At 69.2% G+C, this 19,491-nt stretch carries 15 protein-coding genes; 11 read left to right on the top strand and 4 right to left on the bottom strand.

The window, feature by feature from the left end:
- Nucleotides 1-33: 33 nt before the first annotated feature.
- The 9 genes from aceB (at nt 34) to hisD (ending at nt 11,990) form a co-directional block, all read left to right on the top strand.
- Complete coding sequence (gene aceB / locus RUH65_RS10975) at nt 34-1,662, top strand: malate synthase A (protein ID WP_313817452.1); 1,629 nt, start codon at nt 34-36, stop codon at nt 1,660-1,662.
- Between the two features lie 23 nt (nt 1,663-1,685).
- On the top strand, nt 1,686-3,005 hold the full coding sequence (locus RUH65_RS10970; RefSeq protein WP_313817450.1) for a DUF6986 family protein: 1,320 nt from the start codon (nt 1,686-1,688) through the stop codon (nt 3,003-3,005).
- Nucleotides 3,002-3,823: a bifunctional allantoicase/(S)-ureidoglycine aminohydrolase gene (locus RUH65_RS10965; RefSeq protein WP_313817449.1), complete on the top strand. Its 822-nt coding sequence runs from the start codon at nt 3,002-3,004 to the stop codon at nt 3,821-3,823. Before RUH65_RS10970 ends, RUH65_RS10965 begins: the two co-directional genes overlap by 4 nt.
- A gap of 225 nt (nt 3,824-4,048) precedes the next feature.
- Nucleotides 4,049-4,855, top strand: coding sequence for a TIM barrel protein (locus tag RUH65_RS10960; protein WP_313817448.1), 807 nt, complete (start codon nt 4,049-4,051; stop codon nt 4,853-4,855).
- Nucleotides 4,856-4,926: 71 nt separating this feature from the next.
- Nucleotides 4,927-5,811 carry a 2-hydroxy-3-oxopropionate reductase gene (locus tag RUH65_RS10955; protein ID WP_313817447.1) on the top strand — a complete coding sequence of 295 codons (885 nt, stop codon included), beginning with the start codon at nt 4,927-4,929 and terminating at the stop codon, nt 5,809-5,811.
- Between the two features lie 83 nt (nt 5,812-5,894).
- Nucleotides 5,895-7,670, top strand: a complete 1,776-nt coding sequence (gene gcl / locus RUH65_RS10950; protein ID WP_313817446.1) for a glyoxylate carboligase — start codon at nt 5,895-5,897, stop codon at nt 7,668-7,670.
- A 32-nt stretch (nt 7,671-7,702) separates the two neighbouring features.
- Nucleotides 7,703-8,917: a glycerate kinase gene (locus tag RUH65_RS10945; protein WP_313817445.1), complete on the top strand. Its 1,215-nt coding sequence runs from the start codon at nt 7,703-7,705 to the stop codon at nt 8,915-8,917.
- 329 nt (nt 8,918-9,246) lie between these two features.
- Complete coding sequence (allB, locus tag RUH65_RS10940; protein WP_313817451.1) at nt 9,247-10,563, top strand: allantoinase AllB; 1,317 nt, start codon at nt 9,247-9,249, stop codon at nt 10,561-10,563.
- Between the two features lie 113 nt (nt 10,564-10,676).
- Entirely contained in the window at nt 10,677-11,990 is a 1,314-nt protein-coding gene (gene hisD / locus RUH65_RS10935) for a histidinol dehydrogenase (RefSeq protein WP_313817444.1), read from the top strand.
- A 62-nt stretch (nt 11,991-12,052) separates the two neighbouring features.
- On the opposite strand, the gene RUH65_RS10930 is transcribed toward hisD, so the two are convergent.
- Nucleotides 12,053-12,955: a LysR family transcriptional regulator gene (locus tag RUH65_RS10930; RefSeq protein WP_313817443.1), complete on the bottom strand. Its 903-nt coding sequence runs from the start codon at nt 12,953-12,955 to the stop codon at nt 12,053-12,055.
- A 119-nt stretch (nt 12,956-13,074) separates the two neighbouring features.
- On the opposite strand from RUH65_RS10930, the gene RUH65_RS10925 reads away from it, so the two are divergent.
- Both RUH65_RS10925 and RUH65_RS10920 read left to right on the top strand, forming a co-directional pair.
- Nucleotides 13,075-14,523 (top strand): APC family permease, encoded by a 1,449-nt coding sequence (locus RUH65_RS10925; protein ID WP_313817442.1) that lies wholly within the window; start codon nt 13,075-13,077, stop codon nt 14,521-14,523.
- A gap of 204 nt (nt 14,524-14,727) precedes the next feature.
- Nucleotides 14,728-16,188 carry an L-lactate permease gene (locus tag RUH65_RS10920; protein ID WP_313817441.1) on the top strand — a complete coding sequence of 487 codons (1,461 nt, stop codon included), beginning with the start codon at nt 14,728-14,730 and terminating at the stop codon, nt 16,186-16,188.
- 6 nt (nt 16,189-16,194) lie between these two features.
- On the opposite strand, the gene RUH65_RS10915 is transcribed toward RUH65_RS10920, so the two are convergent.
- The 3 genes from RUH65_RS10915 to RUH65_RS10905 form a co-directional block, all read right to left on the bottom strand.
- Nucleotides 16,195-16,938 carry a LuxR C-terminal-related transcriptional regulator gene (locus tag RUH65_RS10915; protein ID WP_396180067.1) on the bottom strand — a complete coding sequence of 248 codons (744 nt, stop codon included), beginning with the start codon at nt 16,936-16,938 and terminating at the stop codon, nt 16,195-16,197.
- A gap of 192 nt (nt 16,939-17,130) precedes the next feature.
- Complete coding sequence (locus RUH65_RS10910; RefSeq protein ID WP_313817439.1) at nt 17,131-18,402, bottom strand: histidine kinase; 1,272 nt, start codon at nt 18,400-18,402, stop codon at nt 17,131-17,133.
- The coding region (locus tag RUH65_RS10905; RefSeq protein WP_313817437.1) for a nitronate monooxygenase at nt 18,399-19,491 on the bottom strand (1,093 nt) is incomplete at its 5' end. The genes RUH65_RS10910 and RUH65_RS10905, both read right to left, overlap by 4 nt.

Raw genomic sequence — 19,491 nt, 5'->3', positions numbered from 1 at the left:
GACGTGGACCGATCAGCACGAACGGAGAACACCATGACCATCGAGTTCACCCGCCCCGCACACCTGGATCGCGCGGGCGAGATCCTCACCGACGAGGCCTTCGCCTTCGTGGAGGCCCTGCACCAGAACTTCGCGCCCCGCCGCGAGCAGTTGTTGGGTCAGCGGGTCACGGCACGGGAGCACGCCGCCTCCACCGGGACACTTGACTTCCTCCCCGAGACACGGGAGATCCGTGAAGGTGACTGGACGGTCGCGCCGGCGCCTCCGGCGCTGCAGGACCGTCGCGTGGAGATGACCGGCCCCGCCTCGCCCGCCAAGATGGCCATCAACGCCCTGAATTCCGGTGCGAAGGTGTGGCTGGCCGACCTGGAGGACGCCTCGAGCCCCACCTGGTACAGCCAGGTCGATGGCATCCTGAACCTGCGCGACGCAGCCCTCGGAACGCTGGCGTACACGTCCCCCGAGGGGAAGAATTACGCGCTGCGCGACGATGCGCCGCTCGCCGTGGTGGTCACCCGCCCCCGCGGCTGGCACCTGCCCGAGTACAACGTGAGCGTCGACGGGCGCAACGCCTCGGGCGCGCTTGTGGACTTCGGCCTGCACTTCTTCCATACGGCGAAGGTACTGCTGGCCAACGGCCACGGTCCGTACTACTACCTGCCGAAGATGGAATCCCACCTCGAGGCGCGGCTGTGGAACGAGGTCTTCACCTTCGCCGAGGACTACCTGGGAATCGAGCACGGCACGGTCCGGGCCACGGTGCTCATCGAGACGATCCCCGCAGCGTTCCAGATGGAGGAAATCCTCTATGAGCTCCGTGATCATGCCTCCGGCCTCAACGCGGGACGCTGGGATTACCTGTTCAGCATCATCAAGACCTTCCGGGACGCCGGGGAGCGGTTCGTCCTCGCCGACCGCTCCACCATCACCATGACGGCCCCGCTGATGCGGGCCTACACCGAGCTGCTGGTGAAGACCTGCCACCGGCGCGGGGCGTTCGCGATGGGAGGCATGGCCGCCGTGATCCCGAACCGTCGTGAACCCGAGACCACCGAGGCCGCCTTCGCCAAGGTCCGGGCGGACAAGACCCGGGAGGCGACGGACGGCTTCGACGGATCATGGGTGGCCCACCCTGACCTCGTGCCCACGTGCCGCGAGGTCTTCGACGAGTTCCTCGGGAATGATCCCAACCAGGTGGGCCGACTGCGTGAGGAGGTCCGGGTGACCGCCGATCAGCTGCTCGACGTGCCCAGCGCCGGCCGGGTGAGCACGCAGAAGGAGCTGGCCGCCAACCTGTACGTGGCGATCCGCTACACCGGAGTCTGGCTGTCCGGGAACGGTGCGGTGGCCATTCACAACCTGATGGAGGACGCCGCCACCGCGGAGATCTCCCGCTCGCAGGTGTGGCAGCAGATCCGGAACGGCGTGGTCTTCGAGGACACCGGCAACACCGCCACGCGAGAGCTGGTGGCCGAGGAGCTTGAGCGCCAGAAGCGGGTGCTGCGTCAGGAGATGGGCGCCGAGTCCTACGAGCGGTACTTCGAGCCCGCGGCCGGCCTGATCTCCGATCTGGTCCTGGGGGAGGACTACGTCGATTTCCTGACCCTTCCGGCCTACGAACTGCTCGAGAAGTCCGCCTTCGACGGCGTGGCCGCCCAGTGAGCGCCGGCTATCCGGATGCCGGGGTGCTCGGCCCCTCTTTCCAGCAGCGGGCATCCGAGCGGCTGGCCGGCACTGACGCACTGCTCGAACACCATTTTCCGGGAGATCCGGGGACCCGGCAGCCGGTGCACACCGTCTATCTGCCGGCCGATGCCTTCACTGTCGGCACGGCCGCGCAGTGGGGGACCCGCGCCGACGAGTCCCTGGCAGGGCTCGGGGCCGCGGCCCTGGCCGAGCGCGTCGCGCCCCCGGGGGCCGACGTCGCCCTGGTGGAATTGGTGGCACGCGCGGTCGAGCGCAAGCTGGCCGAGGAGCCGATCGAGGACATCCGCCTGGACTTCGAGGACGGCTTCGGGGACCGGGGTGACCAGGAGGAGGACGAGTGGGCCGTCCGCTCGGCACGCACTGTGGCCGACGCGGTCCGGGAGGACACCGCGCCGCCGTTCATCGGCATCCGCTTCAAGTGCCTGGAGGCCCCCACCCGTGACCGCGGCTTGCGGACCCTCGACCTGTTCCTGACTACCCTGGTGCGCGAGGGCGGGCTGCGATCCGCCGGGCACAGCGAGGACGGGCTGCCGAGGGGCCTGGTCCTGACCCTGCCCAAGGTCAGCGCCGTGGAGCAGGTCCTGGTCATGGTGGAAGCATGCGAGCGACTGGAGGAGGCATTGGGACTGCCGGCCGGGCGACTGCGCTTCGAGGTGCAGATGGAGACGGCGCCGATGATCCTCGGCCCGGACGGAACCTGCCCGATCCCGGCGATGCTCCACCGCTCGCATGGCCGGGTCGAGGCCCTGCACTACGGGACGTATGACTACTCCGATTCCCTGCAGATCGCCGCCGCCTACCAATCGATGGAGCACCCGGCGGCGGACCATGGCAAGGCAGTGATGCAGGTGGCCGTGGCCGGAACCGGCGTGCGGCTCTCCGATGGCTCCACCAACATCCTGCCCGTGGGAGACGAGCGGCAGAAGCTGGACGCCTGGGGCCTGCACGCCCGCCTGGTGCGCCGTTCCCTGGAGCGGGGCTACTACCAGGGGTGGGACCTGCATCCGCACCAGCTGCCCACCCGGTTCCTGGCCACGTACTTCTTCTATCGCGAGGGGTTCGCCCCGGCGGCGCTGCGGCTGCGGAATTACGTCCACCGTCTGGAATCCGAGTTCATGGATGAGCCGGCCACGGCCCGCGCCCTCGCGCGGTTCGTCCACCGGGGGGTCCAGTGTGGAGCCATCTCGGCGGAGGAACTCGAGGAGACGGTGGGGATCGGCCCGCAGGCACTCTTCGCCCTCGCCCACCCCAAGGCGGCCCTGGCGGCCGCGTCGACCACCGAAGGAATTTTCACATGAGCGAGATCACGTACCACGCCCCGCATGGCGGCCACCCGCCGCAGACTGATCTACTGACGGACCGGGCGATGTTCACCGAGGCCTACGCGGTCATCCCGCGGGGCACCATGCAGGACATCGTGACGAGTCGGCTGCCGTTCTGGGACGACACCCGACTGTGGGTGCTGGCGCGGCCGCTCTCGGGCTTCGCCGAGACGTTCTCGCAGTACATCATGGAGGTCGCCCCGGGCGGGGGCAGTGACAGCCCCGAGACGGCTTCGGGTGTGGAGGGCGTCATCTTCCTCATGGAGGGCTCCCTCATCCTGACCATCGAGGGGCAGGAGTATGAGCTCGGCCCGGGTGGCTACGCCTTCCTGCCGCCCGAGTGCGCCTGGGCGGTGCGTAACCACGGCGACGAACCCGCGCGCTTCCACTGGATCCGCAAGGCCTACGAACGCGTGGAGGGTATCGAGGCGCCGTCCCCGTTCGTGACGAACGAACAGGAGGTGGAGCCAACGGTCATGCCCGGCACGGACGGCCGGTGGGCCACGACCCGGTTCGTGGACCCGGACGACGTCCGGCATGACATGCACGTGACGATCGTGACGTTCGAGCCGGGTGGGGTGATCCCGTTCGCCGAGACCCACGTGATGGAGCACGGTCTCTACGTGCTCGAAGGCAAGGCCGTCTACCGCCTCAACCAGGACTGGGTGGAGGTGGAGGCCGGCGACTTCATGTGGTTGCGCGCGTTCTGCCCGCAGGCCTGCTATGCGGGCGGTCCCGGCCGGTTCCGGTACCTGCTGTACAAGGACGTCCACCGGCAGATGAAGCTCTCTTAAGCCTCCCGTTGTCCCAGCAACCCGCTCCTGCACCGCCGTCATGCCGGTGGAGGAGCGGGTTTCGCTGTCTTGGCGCCCGGAGATTCGCGGTGACCGCTGGTGGTTGACGCAGATCACACCGGAACGTAGGATTTCCATAGAACAAAAGAGTCATTCCGGCATACGGAATGAACCAGCGACGCCGGCCGAATGCTCGGCCTGCGTCCCGACACCCAGGAGGCCAACGTGTCCTATACCGTGAACTGCTCCATCCTCCTCACCGACCTGCCGCTGCTCGAACGCCCCGCGGCCGCCCGGGCAGCCGGCTTCGGCGCCGTCGAATTCTGGTGGCCATTCGAGACCTCCGTGCCCGGCGAGAAGGACATCGACGCCTTCGTGGCCGCCATCCGGGACGCCGGAGTCCAGCTGACCGGCCTGAACTTCAACGCCGGAGACATGCCCGGAGGTGACCGTGGCCTGGTCTCCTGGCCCGACCGCTCGCAGGAATTCAACGACAACCTCGACGTGGTCGCCGCCATCGGCGAACGCACCGGTTGCCGCGCCTTCAACGCCCTGTACGGCAACCGGCAGGGCGGGGTGGACGCCGCGGCCCAGGACGAGTTGGGGGTGGAGAACCTCGCCCGTGCCGGTCAGGCCGTGGCCCGCATCGGCGGCACCGTGCTGCTGGAACCGGTCTCGGGCACGCCGGCCTATCCCCTGAAGACCGCCGATGCCGCGCTGGGAATCATCGCCCAGGTCGCCGCGACCGGCGTGGACAATGTCAGGCTGCTGGCCGACTTCTACCACCTGGCCACCAACGGAGACGACGTCGAAGCGGTGATCGAGGCCCATGCCGCCGATTTCGGCCACGTCCAAATCGCCGACGCTCCCGGGCGCCACGAGCCGGGAACCGGCAACCTGCCGTTGCAGCGCTGGATCGCCCGCAGCCGCGAGCTCGGCTACGCGGGGCCGGTCGGCCTGGAGTACAAGGCCTCGCAGCAGGACCCCTTCGCGTGGGTCTCCACCTGGTCCACAGCCGGCGTCGGCGCCTGAAGATCCCTTCAACCATCCACCGTCACAGGCCTGGTGAATCACTCCGGGCCCTTACAGCGAGGACAGACAACATGACCAACGTGACCGTCATCGGACTCGGCATCATGGGCCTGCCCATGGCCACGAACCTCATCAAGGCCGGCCACGCCGTCGTCGGGTACAACCGCTCCCCGGACAAGGTCGACCGGCTCGTCCAGGCTGGCGGCCAGGGCGCCGGAAGCGTCGCCGAGGCCGTCAAGGACGCCGACGTCGTGATCACCATGGTCCCGGACTCCGCGGACGTCGAGAACGTGGTCACCGGCGAGCACGGCGTCTTCGCCCACGCCCGCCGGGGCACCCTGTGGATCGACGCCAGCTCGATCCGCCCGGACGTCGCCGCCCGGCTGTCCGAGGAGGCCAGCGCCCAGGGGCTGCGCCCGCTGGATGCGCCCGTCTCCGGAGGGGAACAAGGCGCCATCGATGCCGTGCTGTCGATCATGGTCGGCGGCGCGGCCGTCGACTTTGATGCCGGCCGGCCGATCCTGGAGGCCGTGGGCAAGACCATCGTGCACGTCGGCCCGGCCGGCTCGGGGCAGACCGTCAAGGCGGCCAACCAGCTCATCGTCGCCGGCAACATCCAGCTGCTGGCCGAGGCCATCGTCTTCCTCGAGGCCTATGGCGTGGATACCGACGCCGCCCTGAAGGTCCTCGGCGGGGGCCTGGCCGGCTCCAAGGTCCTGGACCAGAAGGGCCAGAAGATGCTGGACCGAGACTTCAACCCCGGATTCCGTCTGCAGCTGCACCACAAGGACATGGGGATCGTCACCTCCGCCGCCCGTGAGGCGGGCGTGGCCGTGCCGCTGGGCGCCGTCGTCGCCCAACTGGTGGCCGCCACCGTCCAACGCGGTGACGGCGGTCTGGATCATTCCGGTCTCTTCACCCTCGCCGAGGCGCTTTCCGGCCGCGCCGGACGCTGACCAACACCCACCCCGGCGGACCGCCAGGTCTTGCCCACCCACTGTCGGGACCTGCGGGAACCGACCAGAGCAAGGAGCCCATCATGGCCAGAATGCGCACCGTCGACGCCATCGTCGCCATCCTCGAGAAGGAGGGCGCCACGGAGGCCTTCGGCCTGCCCGGCGCCGCCATCAACCCGCTGTACTCGGCGATGCGCTCCCACGGAGGCGTCCGCCATACCCTGGCCCGGCACGTGGAGGGCGCCTCGCACATGGCCGACGGCTACTCTCGCTCGGCTGCCGGGAACATCGGCGTCTGCATCGGCACCTCGGGGCCCGCGGGCACCGACATGATCACGGGACTGTATGCCGCGTGGGCGGATTCGGTGCCGATCCTGTGCATCACCGGTCAAGCCCCGGTGGCGAAGCTGCACAAGGAGGACTTCCAAGCCGTGGACGTCTCCTCGATCGCCGCGCCGGTCACCAAGATGGCCATGACCGTGTTGGAGCCGGGGCAGATCCCGGGAGCCTTCCAGAAGGCGTTCCACGAGATGCGCTCCGGTCGGCCCGGGCCGGTGCTGCTGGACCTTCCGCTGGACGTCCAGCTCGCCGAGATCGAATTCGACGTCGACGTGTACGAGCCCCTGCGGGTGAGCCGCCCGGCGGCCACCCGGGCGCAGGCCGAGAAGGCCTTGGACCTGATGGCCGCATCCCAGCGTCCACTGATCGTGGCCGGCGGCGGCATCATCAACGCCAACGCCTCCGAGAAACTGGTCGAGCTGGCCGAGTTGTTGGATGTGCCGGTGATCCCCACGCTCATGGGCTGGGGCGCCATCTCGGACGACCACCCCCTGATGGCCGGCATGGTGGGTCTGCAGACCTCCCACCGCTACGGGAACGCCACCTTCCTGGAGTCCGACTTCGTGATCGGCATCGGCAACCGCTGGGCCAATCGCCACACCGGAGGCCTGGAGACCTACACGGCCGGGCGCACCTTCGTGCACATCGACATCGAGCCGACCCAGATCGGTCGCGTGTTCTCCCCTGACCTCGGCATCGTCTCCGACGCCGGCGCGGCCCTGGACATCCTGATCGAGGTCGCCCGGCAGCGCCAGGGGCAGGCCGGCCTGCCCGACCGCTCCGCCTGGGTGCGAGACTGCGCTCGCCGCAAGGGCACGCTGCAGCGCAAGACGCACTTCGACAACGTCCCGATCAAGCCGCAACGGGTGTACCAGGAGATGAACACCGCCTTTGGCAAGGACATCATCTACGTGTCCACGATCGGGCTCTCCCAGATCGCCGGCGGGCAGTTCCTGCACGTGCACGGACCACGCCAGTGGATCAACGCCGGTCAGGCCGGACCGCTCGGCTGGACGGGACCGGCGGCCCTCGGTGTGGTCCGCGGCCGGCCCGAGAGCACTGTCGTGGCCCTGTCCGGTGACTACGACTTCCAATTCATGGTCGAGGAGCTGGCCGTCGGTGCGCAGTTCAACCTGCCCTACATCCACGTGGTGGTGAACAATTCCTACCTGGGGCTGATCCGTCAGGCCCAGCGTGGTTTCGAGATGGAGCAGAACGTCTCCCTGGCGTTCGAGAACATCAACTCTCCGGAGACCGAGGGCTACGGTGTGGACCACCTCAAGGTGGCGGAGGGCCTGGGCTGCAAGGCCGTCCGGGTCACGGACCCGGAGAAGCTGCAGGAGGCTTTTGCCGAGGCGCACCGGCTCCTGGAACGTCACCGGGTACCCGTGGTGGTGGAGGTCATCCTGGAGAAGGTCACGAACATCTCCATGGGCACCGAACTGGACAACGTGGTCGAGTTCGAAGCCCTGGCCGAGCGCGGCGAGGACGCTCCCACGGCCATCGCCCTGCTTGACTGACCCACGACCGTACCGATCAGGAAGGCACCTGAGTGCGCATCGTCATCGCCCCGGACAAGTTCAAGGGGTCGCTGGAGGCCCCGCGTGTGGCCGAGGCCCTCGAGGCCGGGATCCGCTCGGTCGAGCCCACGGCCGACGTCGTCCGGTTGCCGGTGGCCGACGGCGGCGAGGGCACCCTGGAGGCCGCCGTCGGGGCCGGCTTTGCCCGCCGGCCGGTCACGGCAACAGGGCCTATGGGTGAGCCCGTCCAAGCTGAGATCGCGGTCCTAGGCACGGTGGCGGTGGTGGAGATGGCCTTGGCTTCCGGGCTGGCCGCACTGCCCGTGGATGCTGGCGGCGAACCCCTGCTCGACGCCGGCGGGGCCACCAGCCTCGGTACCGGCGAGCTGATCCGTGCCGCGCTCGATGCCGGGGCGCGACGCGTGGTCATCGGCGTCGGGGGCAGCGCCAGCACCGATGGCGGTGCCGGGCTGCTCCAATCCCTGGGCGCCCGCCTGCTGGACGTCGACGGTGACGATCTCGCCCGGGGCGGTGTCTCCCTGGCCGGGCTGGACCGGGTGGATCTTTCCGGGCTGGACCCGCGGGTGGCGACCACGGAGTTCATCCTGGCCGCCGATGTGGACAACCCGCTGACCGGTCCCGACGGCGCGGCAGCGGTCTTCGGCCCCCAGAAGGGCGCCTCCCCGGACCTGGTGGCCGTGCTGGATGGCGCGCTGGGCCGGTTGCGGGATCGACTGACGGCGGCCCTCGGCCCCGAGGTGTTGCGTGCCGCCGAGGCCCCCGGCGCCGGGGCCGCGGGAGGCGTCGGCTTCGCGGCGCTCGCCGTGCTCGGGGCCGTCCGGCGTCCCGGGATCGAGGTGGTCCTGGAGTTCGTGGACCTGACCGGGCAGGTGGCCGGCGCCGACCTGGTCATCACCGGGGAGGGAAGCCTGGACGAGCAGTCCCTGGGTGGGAAGACACCCCTGGGCGTCGCCGCGGTGGCCCGTTCTGCCGGGGTGCCCGTGGTGGCGGTCTGTGGCCGGACGACGTTGTCCGAGGGCGTCCTGCGGGAGGCCGGCTTCGCGCGGACTTACGCTCTGACAGATCTGGAGCCGAACCCTCGGATCAGCATGCGCGAGGCCGCCGGGCTCCTCGAGCAGTTGGGAGCCCGGCTGGCGGCGGAATTACCGGAACTGGCCCGTGCCCGCCACGCGGCCGAGACTGTGCCGGTGGTCACCGGCGCCGACGAACAGGAGACAGTGCGATGACGGAACCGACGACACCCCGCGAGCCACACGAGATCGCCGAGGAGAACTCGGCGCGCGCGGTGACCAAGCCGGTGGCGGCGCACAGCGCCTTCGAGGCCGAGCAGGCGCACCAGCGCGAGGTCAGCGAGGACGTCAACGATCCTGACCGCGTGCGCGGGCTCATCGCCCAGTACAAGCGGGAGCACGGGCAGCGCGACGGGGCCCCCGGCGGCGAGGGAGTCGGCCGTGCTGACGGAGCAGCTGCAACCCCGGTGGCCGGGGGGTCCTCGGACGCCGGCGCTGCTGACCGCGCCGACCCGGCGTCCGACGAGCGCGAGTTCGACTTGGTGATGCGCGGGAAGAACGTCTCCTGCGGAGACCACTTCGCCCCTCGGGAGGTGGGGGTGCGCCACGGCAAGATCGTCGCCATCGAGCCCCTCGGAGCCGGACTGCGTGGACGCACGACGGTGGAGTTGGCCGACGATGAGTCGTTGCTGCCCGGACTCGTGGACACCCATGTCCACATCAACGAGCCGGGACGCACCGAGTGGGAGGGCTTCGCCTCCGCGACGCGCGCCGCCGCGGCCGGGGGAGTCACCACGGTGCTGGACATGCCGCTGAACTCCGTGCCAGCCACGGTCAATGTGCCGGCCCTGGAGTACAAGCGGCTCTTCGCCGAACACAACGTGTTCGTGGACGTGGGTTTCTGGGGCGGCGCGATCCCGGGGAACAGGCAGCACTTGCGTGCGATGCACGACGACGGCGTGTTCGGGTTCAAGTGTTTCCTCTTGCACTCGGGCGTGGACGAGTTCCCGCACCTGGAGGCAGACGAGATGGAGGAGTACCTCGCCGAGATCAAGACCTTCGACTCGATGATGATCGTCCATGCCGAGGACTCCCGCGCCATCGACCGTGCCCCGCACCCCGAAGGCGACGTCTACGAGAACTTCCTGAAGTCCCGGCCACGTGGAGCGGAGAACCTGGCCATCGCCGAGGTCATCGAGCGCACGCGCTGGACCGGGGCGCGTTCCCACATCCTGCACCTGTCCTCCTCGGACGCCTTGTCCATGATCGCCACCGCCAAGCGGGATGGGTTGGACCTCACTGTTGAGACGTGTCCGCATTACCTCACCCTGCTCGCCGAGGAGGTGCCCAACGGGGCCACCGCCTTCAAATGCTGCCCTCCGGTGCGCGAGGTCGACAACCGGGAGATGCTCTGGCAGGGGCTGATCGACGGGACCATCGACTTCATCGTCTCCGACCACTCGCCCTCCACCCTGGAACTGAAGGACCTGGAGAACGGGGACTTCGGGGTGGCCTGGGGCGGGGTGTCCTCCCTGCAGCTGGGACTGTCGTTGATCTGGACGGAGGCCCGTCGACGCGGGATCGAGCTGGGCCGGGTGGTGGAATGGATGTCCACCCGCCCCGCCCAGCGAGCGGGATTGCAGAACAAGGGCAAGCTCGCCCTGGGTTACGACGCGGACCTGGTGGTCTTCGCACCCGAGGACGCCTTCGTGGTCGACGCCGGCAACCTCCACCACCGCAATCCCATCACGCCGTATCAGGGCAAGGCGCTGTCCGGCACGGTCCGCGAGACGTACCTCAGGGGCACGGTGGTGGACTTCCAGACGCCATCGGGCCGGTTGGTCCGCCGCGGCCAGTCTTGAGGTGCAGACGAGACTCGCCATCACCGCCTGCAGCGGATGCAAAGGGAAACCCTGTCGAAAATAGAGGTATCCACCGGGTTGTCCTGTATAGCGCCTGTTATTAGGGTGAGCGCATGCGATTCACACCACAGGTCTTGAGCAGTCTGCAGTCGAGCTTCCAGTTCCTCAAGGCTCCCAGTCAGTCACCATCCGCCCAGCATGACCCCCGGGTCGTTGAGGTCGTCGGCCGCATGCTTGACGACATCGACCGGAATGGTCTCGATGCGGTGCGCACCTACGCGCGCACCTTGGACGACTTCGACGGGGACTTCGTGCTGGAGACGGAGGAGTTGGAGCGCAGTGGTTCGCGTCTGCCGGAGGACCTCCGTCATGCCATAGAGCTGGGGTCTGAACGAACCCGTGCCTTTGCCCGTGAGTCCCGCCGCCATCTGGAGGACTTCGAGGTGGAGACCGCGCCCGGAATCCTCTGCGGTGTTCGCTATGTTCCGCTCAGGCAGGTCGGTGCCTATCTGCCCGCCGGTCGCTTTCCTCTGACGGCGAGTGCCTTCATGTCCGTCGGTGTGGCCAAGGAGGCCGGCGTCGACCTGGTGACAGCCGCGACCCCTCCCCAGCCGAACGGGCGTGCGAACGATGCCGTCCTGTATGCCGCCCACCTGTCCGGCGTCGACCGCATGTACCTGCTCGGTGGAGTCCAGGCGCTCGCGACCCTGGCCTTCGGCCTGCTGGACGATCTGCCCGCTGACATGATCGTGGGGGCGGGCAACGCCTATGTTGCCGAGGCCAAGCGTCAGCTCTTCGGACGTGTTGCCATCGACTTGCCCGCCGGCCCTTCGGAAGTCGCCGTCATCGCGGACGAGACGGCCGATCCGGAGATCGTCGCAGCCGACCTGCTGGGCCAGGCGGAACACGGCCCGAACTCTCCGGCCGCACTGATCACCACGTCTGAGGCGCTGGGCCATGCGGTCCTCGCCTCAATTGACGAACAGCTCGCCACGCTCTCAACTCGAGAGATCGCGGGGCCCGCATGGCGGGACTACGGGTCGGTCACCGTGGCGGACAGCCGGGAGACCGTAGCCTTGTTGATGGACGACCTGGCCCCCGAGCATCTCGAGATCATCACTGGGGATGACGACTGGTATCACGATCGACTGAGGAACTACGGTTCTGTCTTCCTTGGACCGTGGAGCACTGTCGCATACTCGGACAAGGGAATGGCCGGCACGAACCACACACTGCCGACCGCTGGCGGTTCCAAGCACACCGCAGGTCTCTCGGTCTCTCGCTTCCTCAAGCCGCTGACCTTCCAGCGGGTTCAGCGCGAGGCCACCCCGGTCGCTGCCGAGGCGGTGCGAGTGATCTCTGATTCCGAGGGCATGGAGGCGCACAGCCGAACGGCTGCCTACCGGATGGACCGATACCGCAGTTGATCCCGGGCCAATCGCTCGTCCGATGTGGATCGAGGTGGTCCGGGGGCCGGCGTCGGTCTCGCCTACCGCAGGGGCGGCTCCACGATGAGACGGCGGATCACGGCCATGATCTCCCGGGTGGCCCGTGAAATGGGCGCGTCGTTGCGGCTGACGAGGGCCACGGACTCCCGCAAGGGGTCCTCGAAGGGGTAGGCCTCGACGTTGGCGGGCAGCCTGCCGGCCCGGACCAGCGATCCGCTGACCACGGTGGCTCCCATCCCGGCGGAGACCAGGGCCAGCGCCGAATCCACCTGTTCCACCTCGATGGCCGGAGCGAGCCGCATGCCCTGGCTCTGCGCGCGGTTCAGCAGCTGCCGACGGGTGGGGTCGTTCCACCCGCTGTGTGCGTCGTAGAGCACCATTCCGGCGTCCGCCAGATCGTGGAGGTCGGCCAGGCCGTCCCGAGGTCGTGGACCCGCCGTGGCGAAGAGGACCTCGTCGGTCAGCAGGGGCTCGTAGCGCAGATTCTCGAAGGGAACAGGCAGGACAACGAGGCCGGCTTCCACTTCTCCGTCGTTGACGGACTGGGCAACGCCGTAGGAATTGAGGCCGATCATCCGGATCCTCACTCCGGGGTGCTGCGTGTGGAACTCCTGGACCAGGTTGGTCAGCCCGTAGAGATGGGCGTTCCTGGCCGCGCCGAAGGTTGCCACGCCTGACTCCAGTGACGTGAGCGAGCGCATGGCCTCGACGGTGTCCTCTGCGGCGCGGATGGTTCTCCGGGCATGGGCGGCCAGCTCTTCGGCTGCAGACGTCGGAACCAGGCGCCGGGAGGAACGGGTGAACAGCGAGGTGTCCAATTCCGATTCCAGGCGGACGATGAGTTCTGAGACGGACGCCTGTGAGACCTGCAGTTCTTGTGCCGCCGCGGTGAAGGTGCCGTGGTCCAGGGCAACGAGAAAAGCGCGCAGTTGGGTGAGGGTCATAGGGAAACCCTATCGGAAGCCAGAGGTTGCATTGGGTTGTGTTGTAGAGCCTCCTCATTTACGGTGACTGCCAACACATTCCAGTCGGCTGATTGCCGGGAGATAGGACGTCACGGGACATGTCACGCACGACCGAGGTGGACCAACGGGCTCCACAACTGAAGAAGGCCTTGAGCGCGGTAGACGCGTACGCGATGGGGTTCGGAGCGATGATCGGCTTCGGCTGGGTGGTGCTCACGGGTTCCTGGCTCGAGGGTGCCGGAACCATGGGGGCCGTGGTTGCCCTGGTGATCGGCGGACTCATCATGGCCGTCGTCGGCCTGGTCTACGGTGAGATGACAGCGGCCATGCCGAAATCCGGAGGAGAGCACCACTACCTGATGAGGGGCCTGGGAGCCCGCTGGTCCTTCATCGGTTCCTGGGGCATCACCGGCGGGTACATCACGATCGTGGCCTTCGAAGCGGTGGCCCTGCCGCGAACCGTGGAATACATCTGGCCGGACGTGGGGCAGGTGCACCTATGGACGATCTTCGATTCAGAGGTGACTCTCACGTGGGCCCTGATCGGATCGATCGCGGCCGCCGTCATCACCGCCATCAACTACATCGGCATCAGGGCCGCAGGGCTGGTCCAGACGTTCGTGGTGCTGTTCCTGTTGATCGTCGGCGTGATGCTGGTCTTCGGGTCGTCAGTGCATGGTGCCGTGTCCAACATGGAGCCGTTCTTCACTGATGCCGGCGGCCTCTTCACCGTCCTGATCGTCGTCCCGTTCCTCTTCGTGGGCTTCGATGTCATTCCACAGACGGCGGAGGAGCTCCGCATGAGCCCGAACAGAATCGGACGTCTGATCGTCGTCTCGGTGCTCATCGCCACGGCGTGGTACGTCATGACCGTCCTGACCACCGGTTCGGCGCTGCCCCTGGACCAGCTTCTGACCTCCGACCTCGCCACTGCCGATGCCATGGGGGCTCTTTTCGACAGTCAAGTCATGGCCAACGTCCTGATCGCCGGCGGCATCGCCGGCATCCTCACGTCGTGGATCGCCATGCTGGTCGGCGCCTCGCGTCTCATGCAGGCCATGGGGCAGGCCGGTATGCTGCCTCGGTGGTTCGGGAAGATCCATCCCCGGTTTCAGACCCCGTCCAACGCCATCCTGTTCATCGGTTCATTGTCGGCACTCGCTCCGTTCCTCGGCGCAGGAGCCATCGGCTGGCTGGTCGATTCCGGTTCACCGAGTATCGTCATCACCTATTTCCTGGTCTGTGTGGTGTTCCTCATCCTGCGCCGGCGAGAGCCGGGAATGGATCGGCCGTTCGTCGCGGGAAGAGGGCACTGGGGTACCGTCACCGGTGTCTCCGGCATCGTCCTCACCCTGGGCTTGATCTCCCTCTACATTCCCGGGATGCCGGCTTCGATCCACCCGGTCTCCTACCTTCTCTTCGGAGCTTGGTGGCTTCTGGGAACGGCCTTTCTCCTGCGGATCCCCCGGGGAATCCGCGGTGGAGTCAACGCTGAGAACGAGTTGCTCCGCGTGCTCGGAACTCGGAGTAAACAGCCACACTCCTGAGGTGCGGAAGCACCTCACGGGTGGTCCGCGGCGTTTCCGGCGCGGAGGGGTGCAGGACGTTGCGCCACGCCCCGCTCCACCGTAGACCCGGCCGTGGCTCCGGGGTCCGCGGTCGGGGGTAGCATTCGACGGTGCGGGGACCGAGTCTGGACCCTGCGAACAGGGAAGTCCAGCAGAAGGTGGAGGCCGTCAGTGGATGTGGTCATGGCGGCTCTGCCGATCGTGCTGACCTTAGGACTACTCCCGACGAAACTCCCCTCCTGGGTGGCCCCCGGTGCTGGTCTGGTGGCCGCGCTGGTGATCGCCGTGGCCTGGTTCGCCACCCCGTGGGCGGATCTGAGAGAGGCTTTCGGCGGTGGTGCCGGGACGGTCGTGGAGGTGCTGGCCATCATCGGTGGTGGCATCCTGCTGGCCCGGGTCATGGACCGCACCGGCGGCCAGCAGCGGATCGCGATCTGGCTCTCCGCCGGCGGCGGGCCCACCGTCGCCACGGCGCTGCTGATGGTGACGGGCGTGGTGCCGTTCCTGGAGTCCGTGACGGGCTTCGGGGTGTCCGTGATCATCGGGCTGCCGCTGCTGCTCGCCCTGGGATTCACGCCCCTGCGGGCGGCCCTGCTCTCGCTGCTCGGCCTCACCGTGGCCCCCTGGGGGTCCATGGCCCCGGGCACCCTGCTCGGCGCCGAGATCGCCGGTGTCCCGCTGATGGACTTGGGCCTGGCCTCCGGAGCCTTCAACATCGTGGCCTTCGTGGGCGGTGGGTCCCTGGCCGCCATCGTGGCGGGCCGCGGATCCCACGAGGTGGGAGCCCACCGGGGCGAGCTGACCTGGAAGGCCTACGCCGTGTGGGCGGCCACCGGGTTCACCGCCGGACTCGTGCAGGGCTCGGTCGTTGTCGTGGCCAACCTGCTGCTCGGCACGGCCGTGGCCGGCGCCGTCGGCTCCCTCGTGATGGCTGCGCTGTGGGCCGTGATCATCAGCCGGGGCAAGCTCCAGCCCACCCCGTGGCGCTACCTGTCGCCGTACCTGATCCTCCTCGTCGGGACGATCGCCGGACAAGTCATCGAGCGCACCCTGCTGCCCAACGGCATCGGGGCCGTGCTGGGCTCCCCGGCCCTGTGGTCCATCAGCGGCGCTCTCGCGGGCGTGTGGATCCTGGCCATGGAACGGCACCACCGCTGGCTGCTGCCGCGCGAGACCGGGCGGATGTGGCTGGGCACGGCCATCCCGACCGGGCTCTACCTGCTCCTGGGCTACGCCATCTCGGGCGGTGGGCTGGCGGACAGCCTGGCTGCCGCGTTGACCTCCCTCGGGGGCGGATTCCTGTTCCTGGTGCCGTTCATCGGCGGTCTCGGTGGCTACATCACCGCCTCCAACACGGGGGCGAACTCGATGTTCGGCGGCACCCAGACCGCCGCCGCTCACGCTCTCGGGGTGGATCCGCTCTGGGTGATGGGCGGACAGAACGCCGCCGCCGGCCTCGGCTGCCTGACGAGCCCCGCCCGGATCGAGCTGGCCTACCGACTGGCCCAACCGCACGTGCGAGAGGACACTCCCGGACGGATGCTCAGCCGGGGCGCCCTGCTGCGGGTCACCATGCCGTTCTTCCTGGCCTGCCTGGTGATCTGGGGCTTCGCCTGCCTGCTGTTCCTGCCCGCCGCGGGATGATCGCGGCTACGGCGTGACCAGACCAGCCCGGTAGGCCGTCACCACGGCCTGGACGCGGTCCCGCGCCCCGAGCTTGGCGAGCACCCGGCCCACATGGGTCTTCACGGTGGCCTCGGACAGGAACAGCCCGGCGGCGATCTCCTGGTTGGAGTCGCCGCGCGCCATCAGCACGAGCACCTCACGCTCCCGCGGCGTCAGCGCATCCACGGAGGCCGTCTCCCGTTGGCGCCGGTCGTCGGCAGCCTGGTCGCGGCGCAGAGTCGGCGCCATGTGGTCCAGGAGGCGGCGCGTGGTGGAGGGGGCAATCACCGCGTCCCCGCGGTGCACCGTGCGGATCGCCGCGAGCAGCTCCTCCGGGGGCGCGTCCTTCAGCAGGAACCCGGACGCACCTGCCTCGATCGCCTCCAACGCGTATTCGTCCAGATCGAACGTGGTCAGCACCACGACGCGTGGTCCGTCCGGTCCCCCCGCGGCGGCACCGCCCAGCGCACTCGGGTGGGCCGTGCGGCCGGTGCCCACGGAACGGGCGGGGCCAGAGCCGGCGGGATCGGCGCCCGCAGCGTCGGGTGACCGGCCGGCGTCGGGCGTCTGGGGCAGCAGGGCGCGGGTGGCGGTGATGCCGTCCATCTGCGGCATGCGGATGTCCATCAGCACCACGTCTGCGCTGCGGACGGCGGGGGAGGCCACGGCGTCCCGGCCGTTCGAGGCCTCGGCCACAACCTCAAGGTCCGGCTGGGAGTTGATGAGCATGGCCAGGCCGGAGCGGACGAGCTGCTGGTCGTCCACCAGGGCCACGCGAATCGGTGCGGAATGCTGGGTCTCGGTCACGGTTCCATCATCTCCTGTCCGGATCGTCGGGCTGTCCACATCCGGAGGACATGTCCCGTGGGGCACCCGGTGGGGAGATGTCCTCTGGAGGTGGAGGCATGGGCAGAAGCGGCATCAGATCTCCTGGTACGGCACAGCGGCGCGGACGGAGAAGCCGCCGCCCTGCCGGGGGCCGGTCTGGACGGTGCCGCCGAACAGGGCGATGCGTTCGCGCAGGCCGAGGAGGCCTTGCTGGGAGCCCTTGGTGGACTCCGAGGCGGCGGCTCCGCGGCCGTTGTCGGTGACGTCGATCTCGAGGCCGGTGGTGGTCCAGCTCAGCAGTACCGTGGCCCGGGCGTTGGGACCACCGTGGCGGACGGTATTGGTCAAGGACTCCTGCACGGCACGGTAGGCCGCCAGCTCGCCGCCGGTCGGCAGCGCCCGCCGTGCCTGTCCCTCCACCGTGTAGTCCACGTCCAGGCCGGTCAGGCGGATGGTGTTGATGAGGTCCTCGAGGTCCACCAGGCCGGGCTGCGGGTGGAACTCGGTGGCCTCTGGGCCACGCAGCACCCCCAGGAGCCGGCGCATCTCCCCGAGGGCCTTGCGCCCGGTCTCGGAGATGGTGCCCAGCGTGTTGACGGCCACCTGCGGGTCATGCGCACCGGCGTACCGTCCGCCGTCGGCCTGGGTGATGATGACCTGCAGTGAGTGGGCGACGATGTCATGCATCTCCCGGGCGATGTGGTTCCGCTCGTCCGCGGCCGCCAGCTCGCGTTCCTGGGCCGCCTCCACCTCGAGCTGCCGGGCCCGGTCCCGCAACTGCTCCATGGCCAGGCGGCGAGTGCGGGCGAGGTCGCCGAAGGCCCATGCCGCCAGCACGATCGCCGCGGCCCCCACGGCGAAGGAGACGGCGATCACGGCCTGCTCGGTGGGCGTTGTGTACGCCGCATTGTTGGAGATGAAATCCGCGCCAGGATCCAGGAAGGAGGGTGGGGCGTACGCGATCTTCGCCCCGTTGAGCACGGCCCCCGCGAGGGCGGTGCCCAGGCCGGCGAACGAGGCCCACCGGGGGCCGTTCGCCGCCAGATTGTGCACCATCATCGGCACGATGACGATCGAGGGCAACAGGTCCGGGCCGATCAGCAGCTGTACGAGGCAGAAGAACACCGTGATGCCGGCCGCCAGCACGGGACGCCACCGGCGGATGGCCCACGGGGCGAGCTGACCGACCGAGATGACGAAGGCCAGCAGCATCCACGGCAACCCCGAGATGTCCGGGCTGCTGATCGGCGCCGCGGCACCGATGGAGATGAAGGAGAAAGAGCCCACCAACAGGCAGGCCACCAGCACGTCCGTGACGACGGGATGGCCGCTGAAGAAGGAGTCGATCCGGCGCAGGGGGTTCACGGAGCGAGAGCCCCCAGGATCTCCGCGGCCGGGCCCACGCGCGTCCGGGCGGACCCGACGCCGGCCCACAGGCTCACGGCCTCTGCGTCACCGGCCGCGGTGGCCGCGGCGCGCAGGGGCTGGGTCAGGACGTTGACCTCCGGGTAGGCGGCCGGGGCGTCGGTGTGGTCCCGCATGAACCGGTTCTGCAGTCCCCGCGCCCAGCGCCCGGAGAAGGCGCGGGTCAGCGCGGTGCGGGCGGAGCCGTCGCGCCGGGCGAAGCCGGTGCCGGCGGCGGCCTGCGCCAGGGCAGCACGCTGCAGGGCGGCGGTGCCGGCCTCCTCGGCGCGCAGGAAGGCGGTGCCGCACTGGGCGGCGGTGGCTCCGGCGGCCAGCACGGCACGCACCCCGGCGGTGTCCATGATCCCGCCGGCGGCGAAGAGCGGAACCCCGGGACCGACGCCGGCCCGCACCTCGGAGGTCAGCTGGGCCAGGGAGGTGGTACCGGGGGCGGCCTGGGGATCGTGGACGGAGCGGTGTCCGCCGGACTCGGGCCCCTGGACGCTGAGCACGTCGGCGCCGTGGGCCAGGGCGGCGGTGGCCTCCTCGACGGTGGTCACGGTGACCCCGAGGACGCAGCCGGCGGCGTGGAGGCGGTCGAAGACCTCGGGCGCGGGCAGGCCGAAGGTGAAGGTGACGAGGGGCCAGGCGCCAGCCTCGGCGGCCCCGAGTTTGGCGTCCCAGCCGTCCATCGCGTCGGGGTCCACGGCCGGGATCTGGGTGGACGGGGCGTCGGTGCCGGGCAGGTCCACACCGAGGGCAGCGGCCTCGGCGAGCAGCGTGGAACGGTAGGCGGCCACCTCGGCCGCGCGCCGGCGTCGTGCCTCGGAGCCCGGAGCCTTGCGGGCGGCGGGGATGGCGGTGTTGGCCGGCTCCGGGACGAAGAGGTTGACCCCGACGGCCCCGTCCGTGAACCGGCGGGCCGCCTCGACGTCCGCGACGAGCTGGTCCACCGGACGCATGCCGCCGGCCAGGAAGCCCAGGCCGCCGGCCGCCGAGACCGCTGCGGCGAGCTGCCACGTGGAGGGCCCACCGGCCATCGGCGCGGCG

This window comes from Citricoccus sp. (assembly GCF_032154715.1).
GTDB lineage: Bacteria > Actinomycetota > Actinomycetes > Actinomycetales > Micrococcaceae > Citricoccus.
This window is presented reverse-complemented; position numbering and strand designations above follow the sequence as displayed.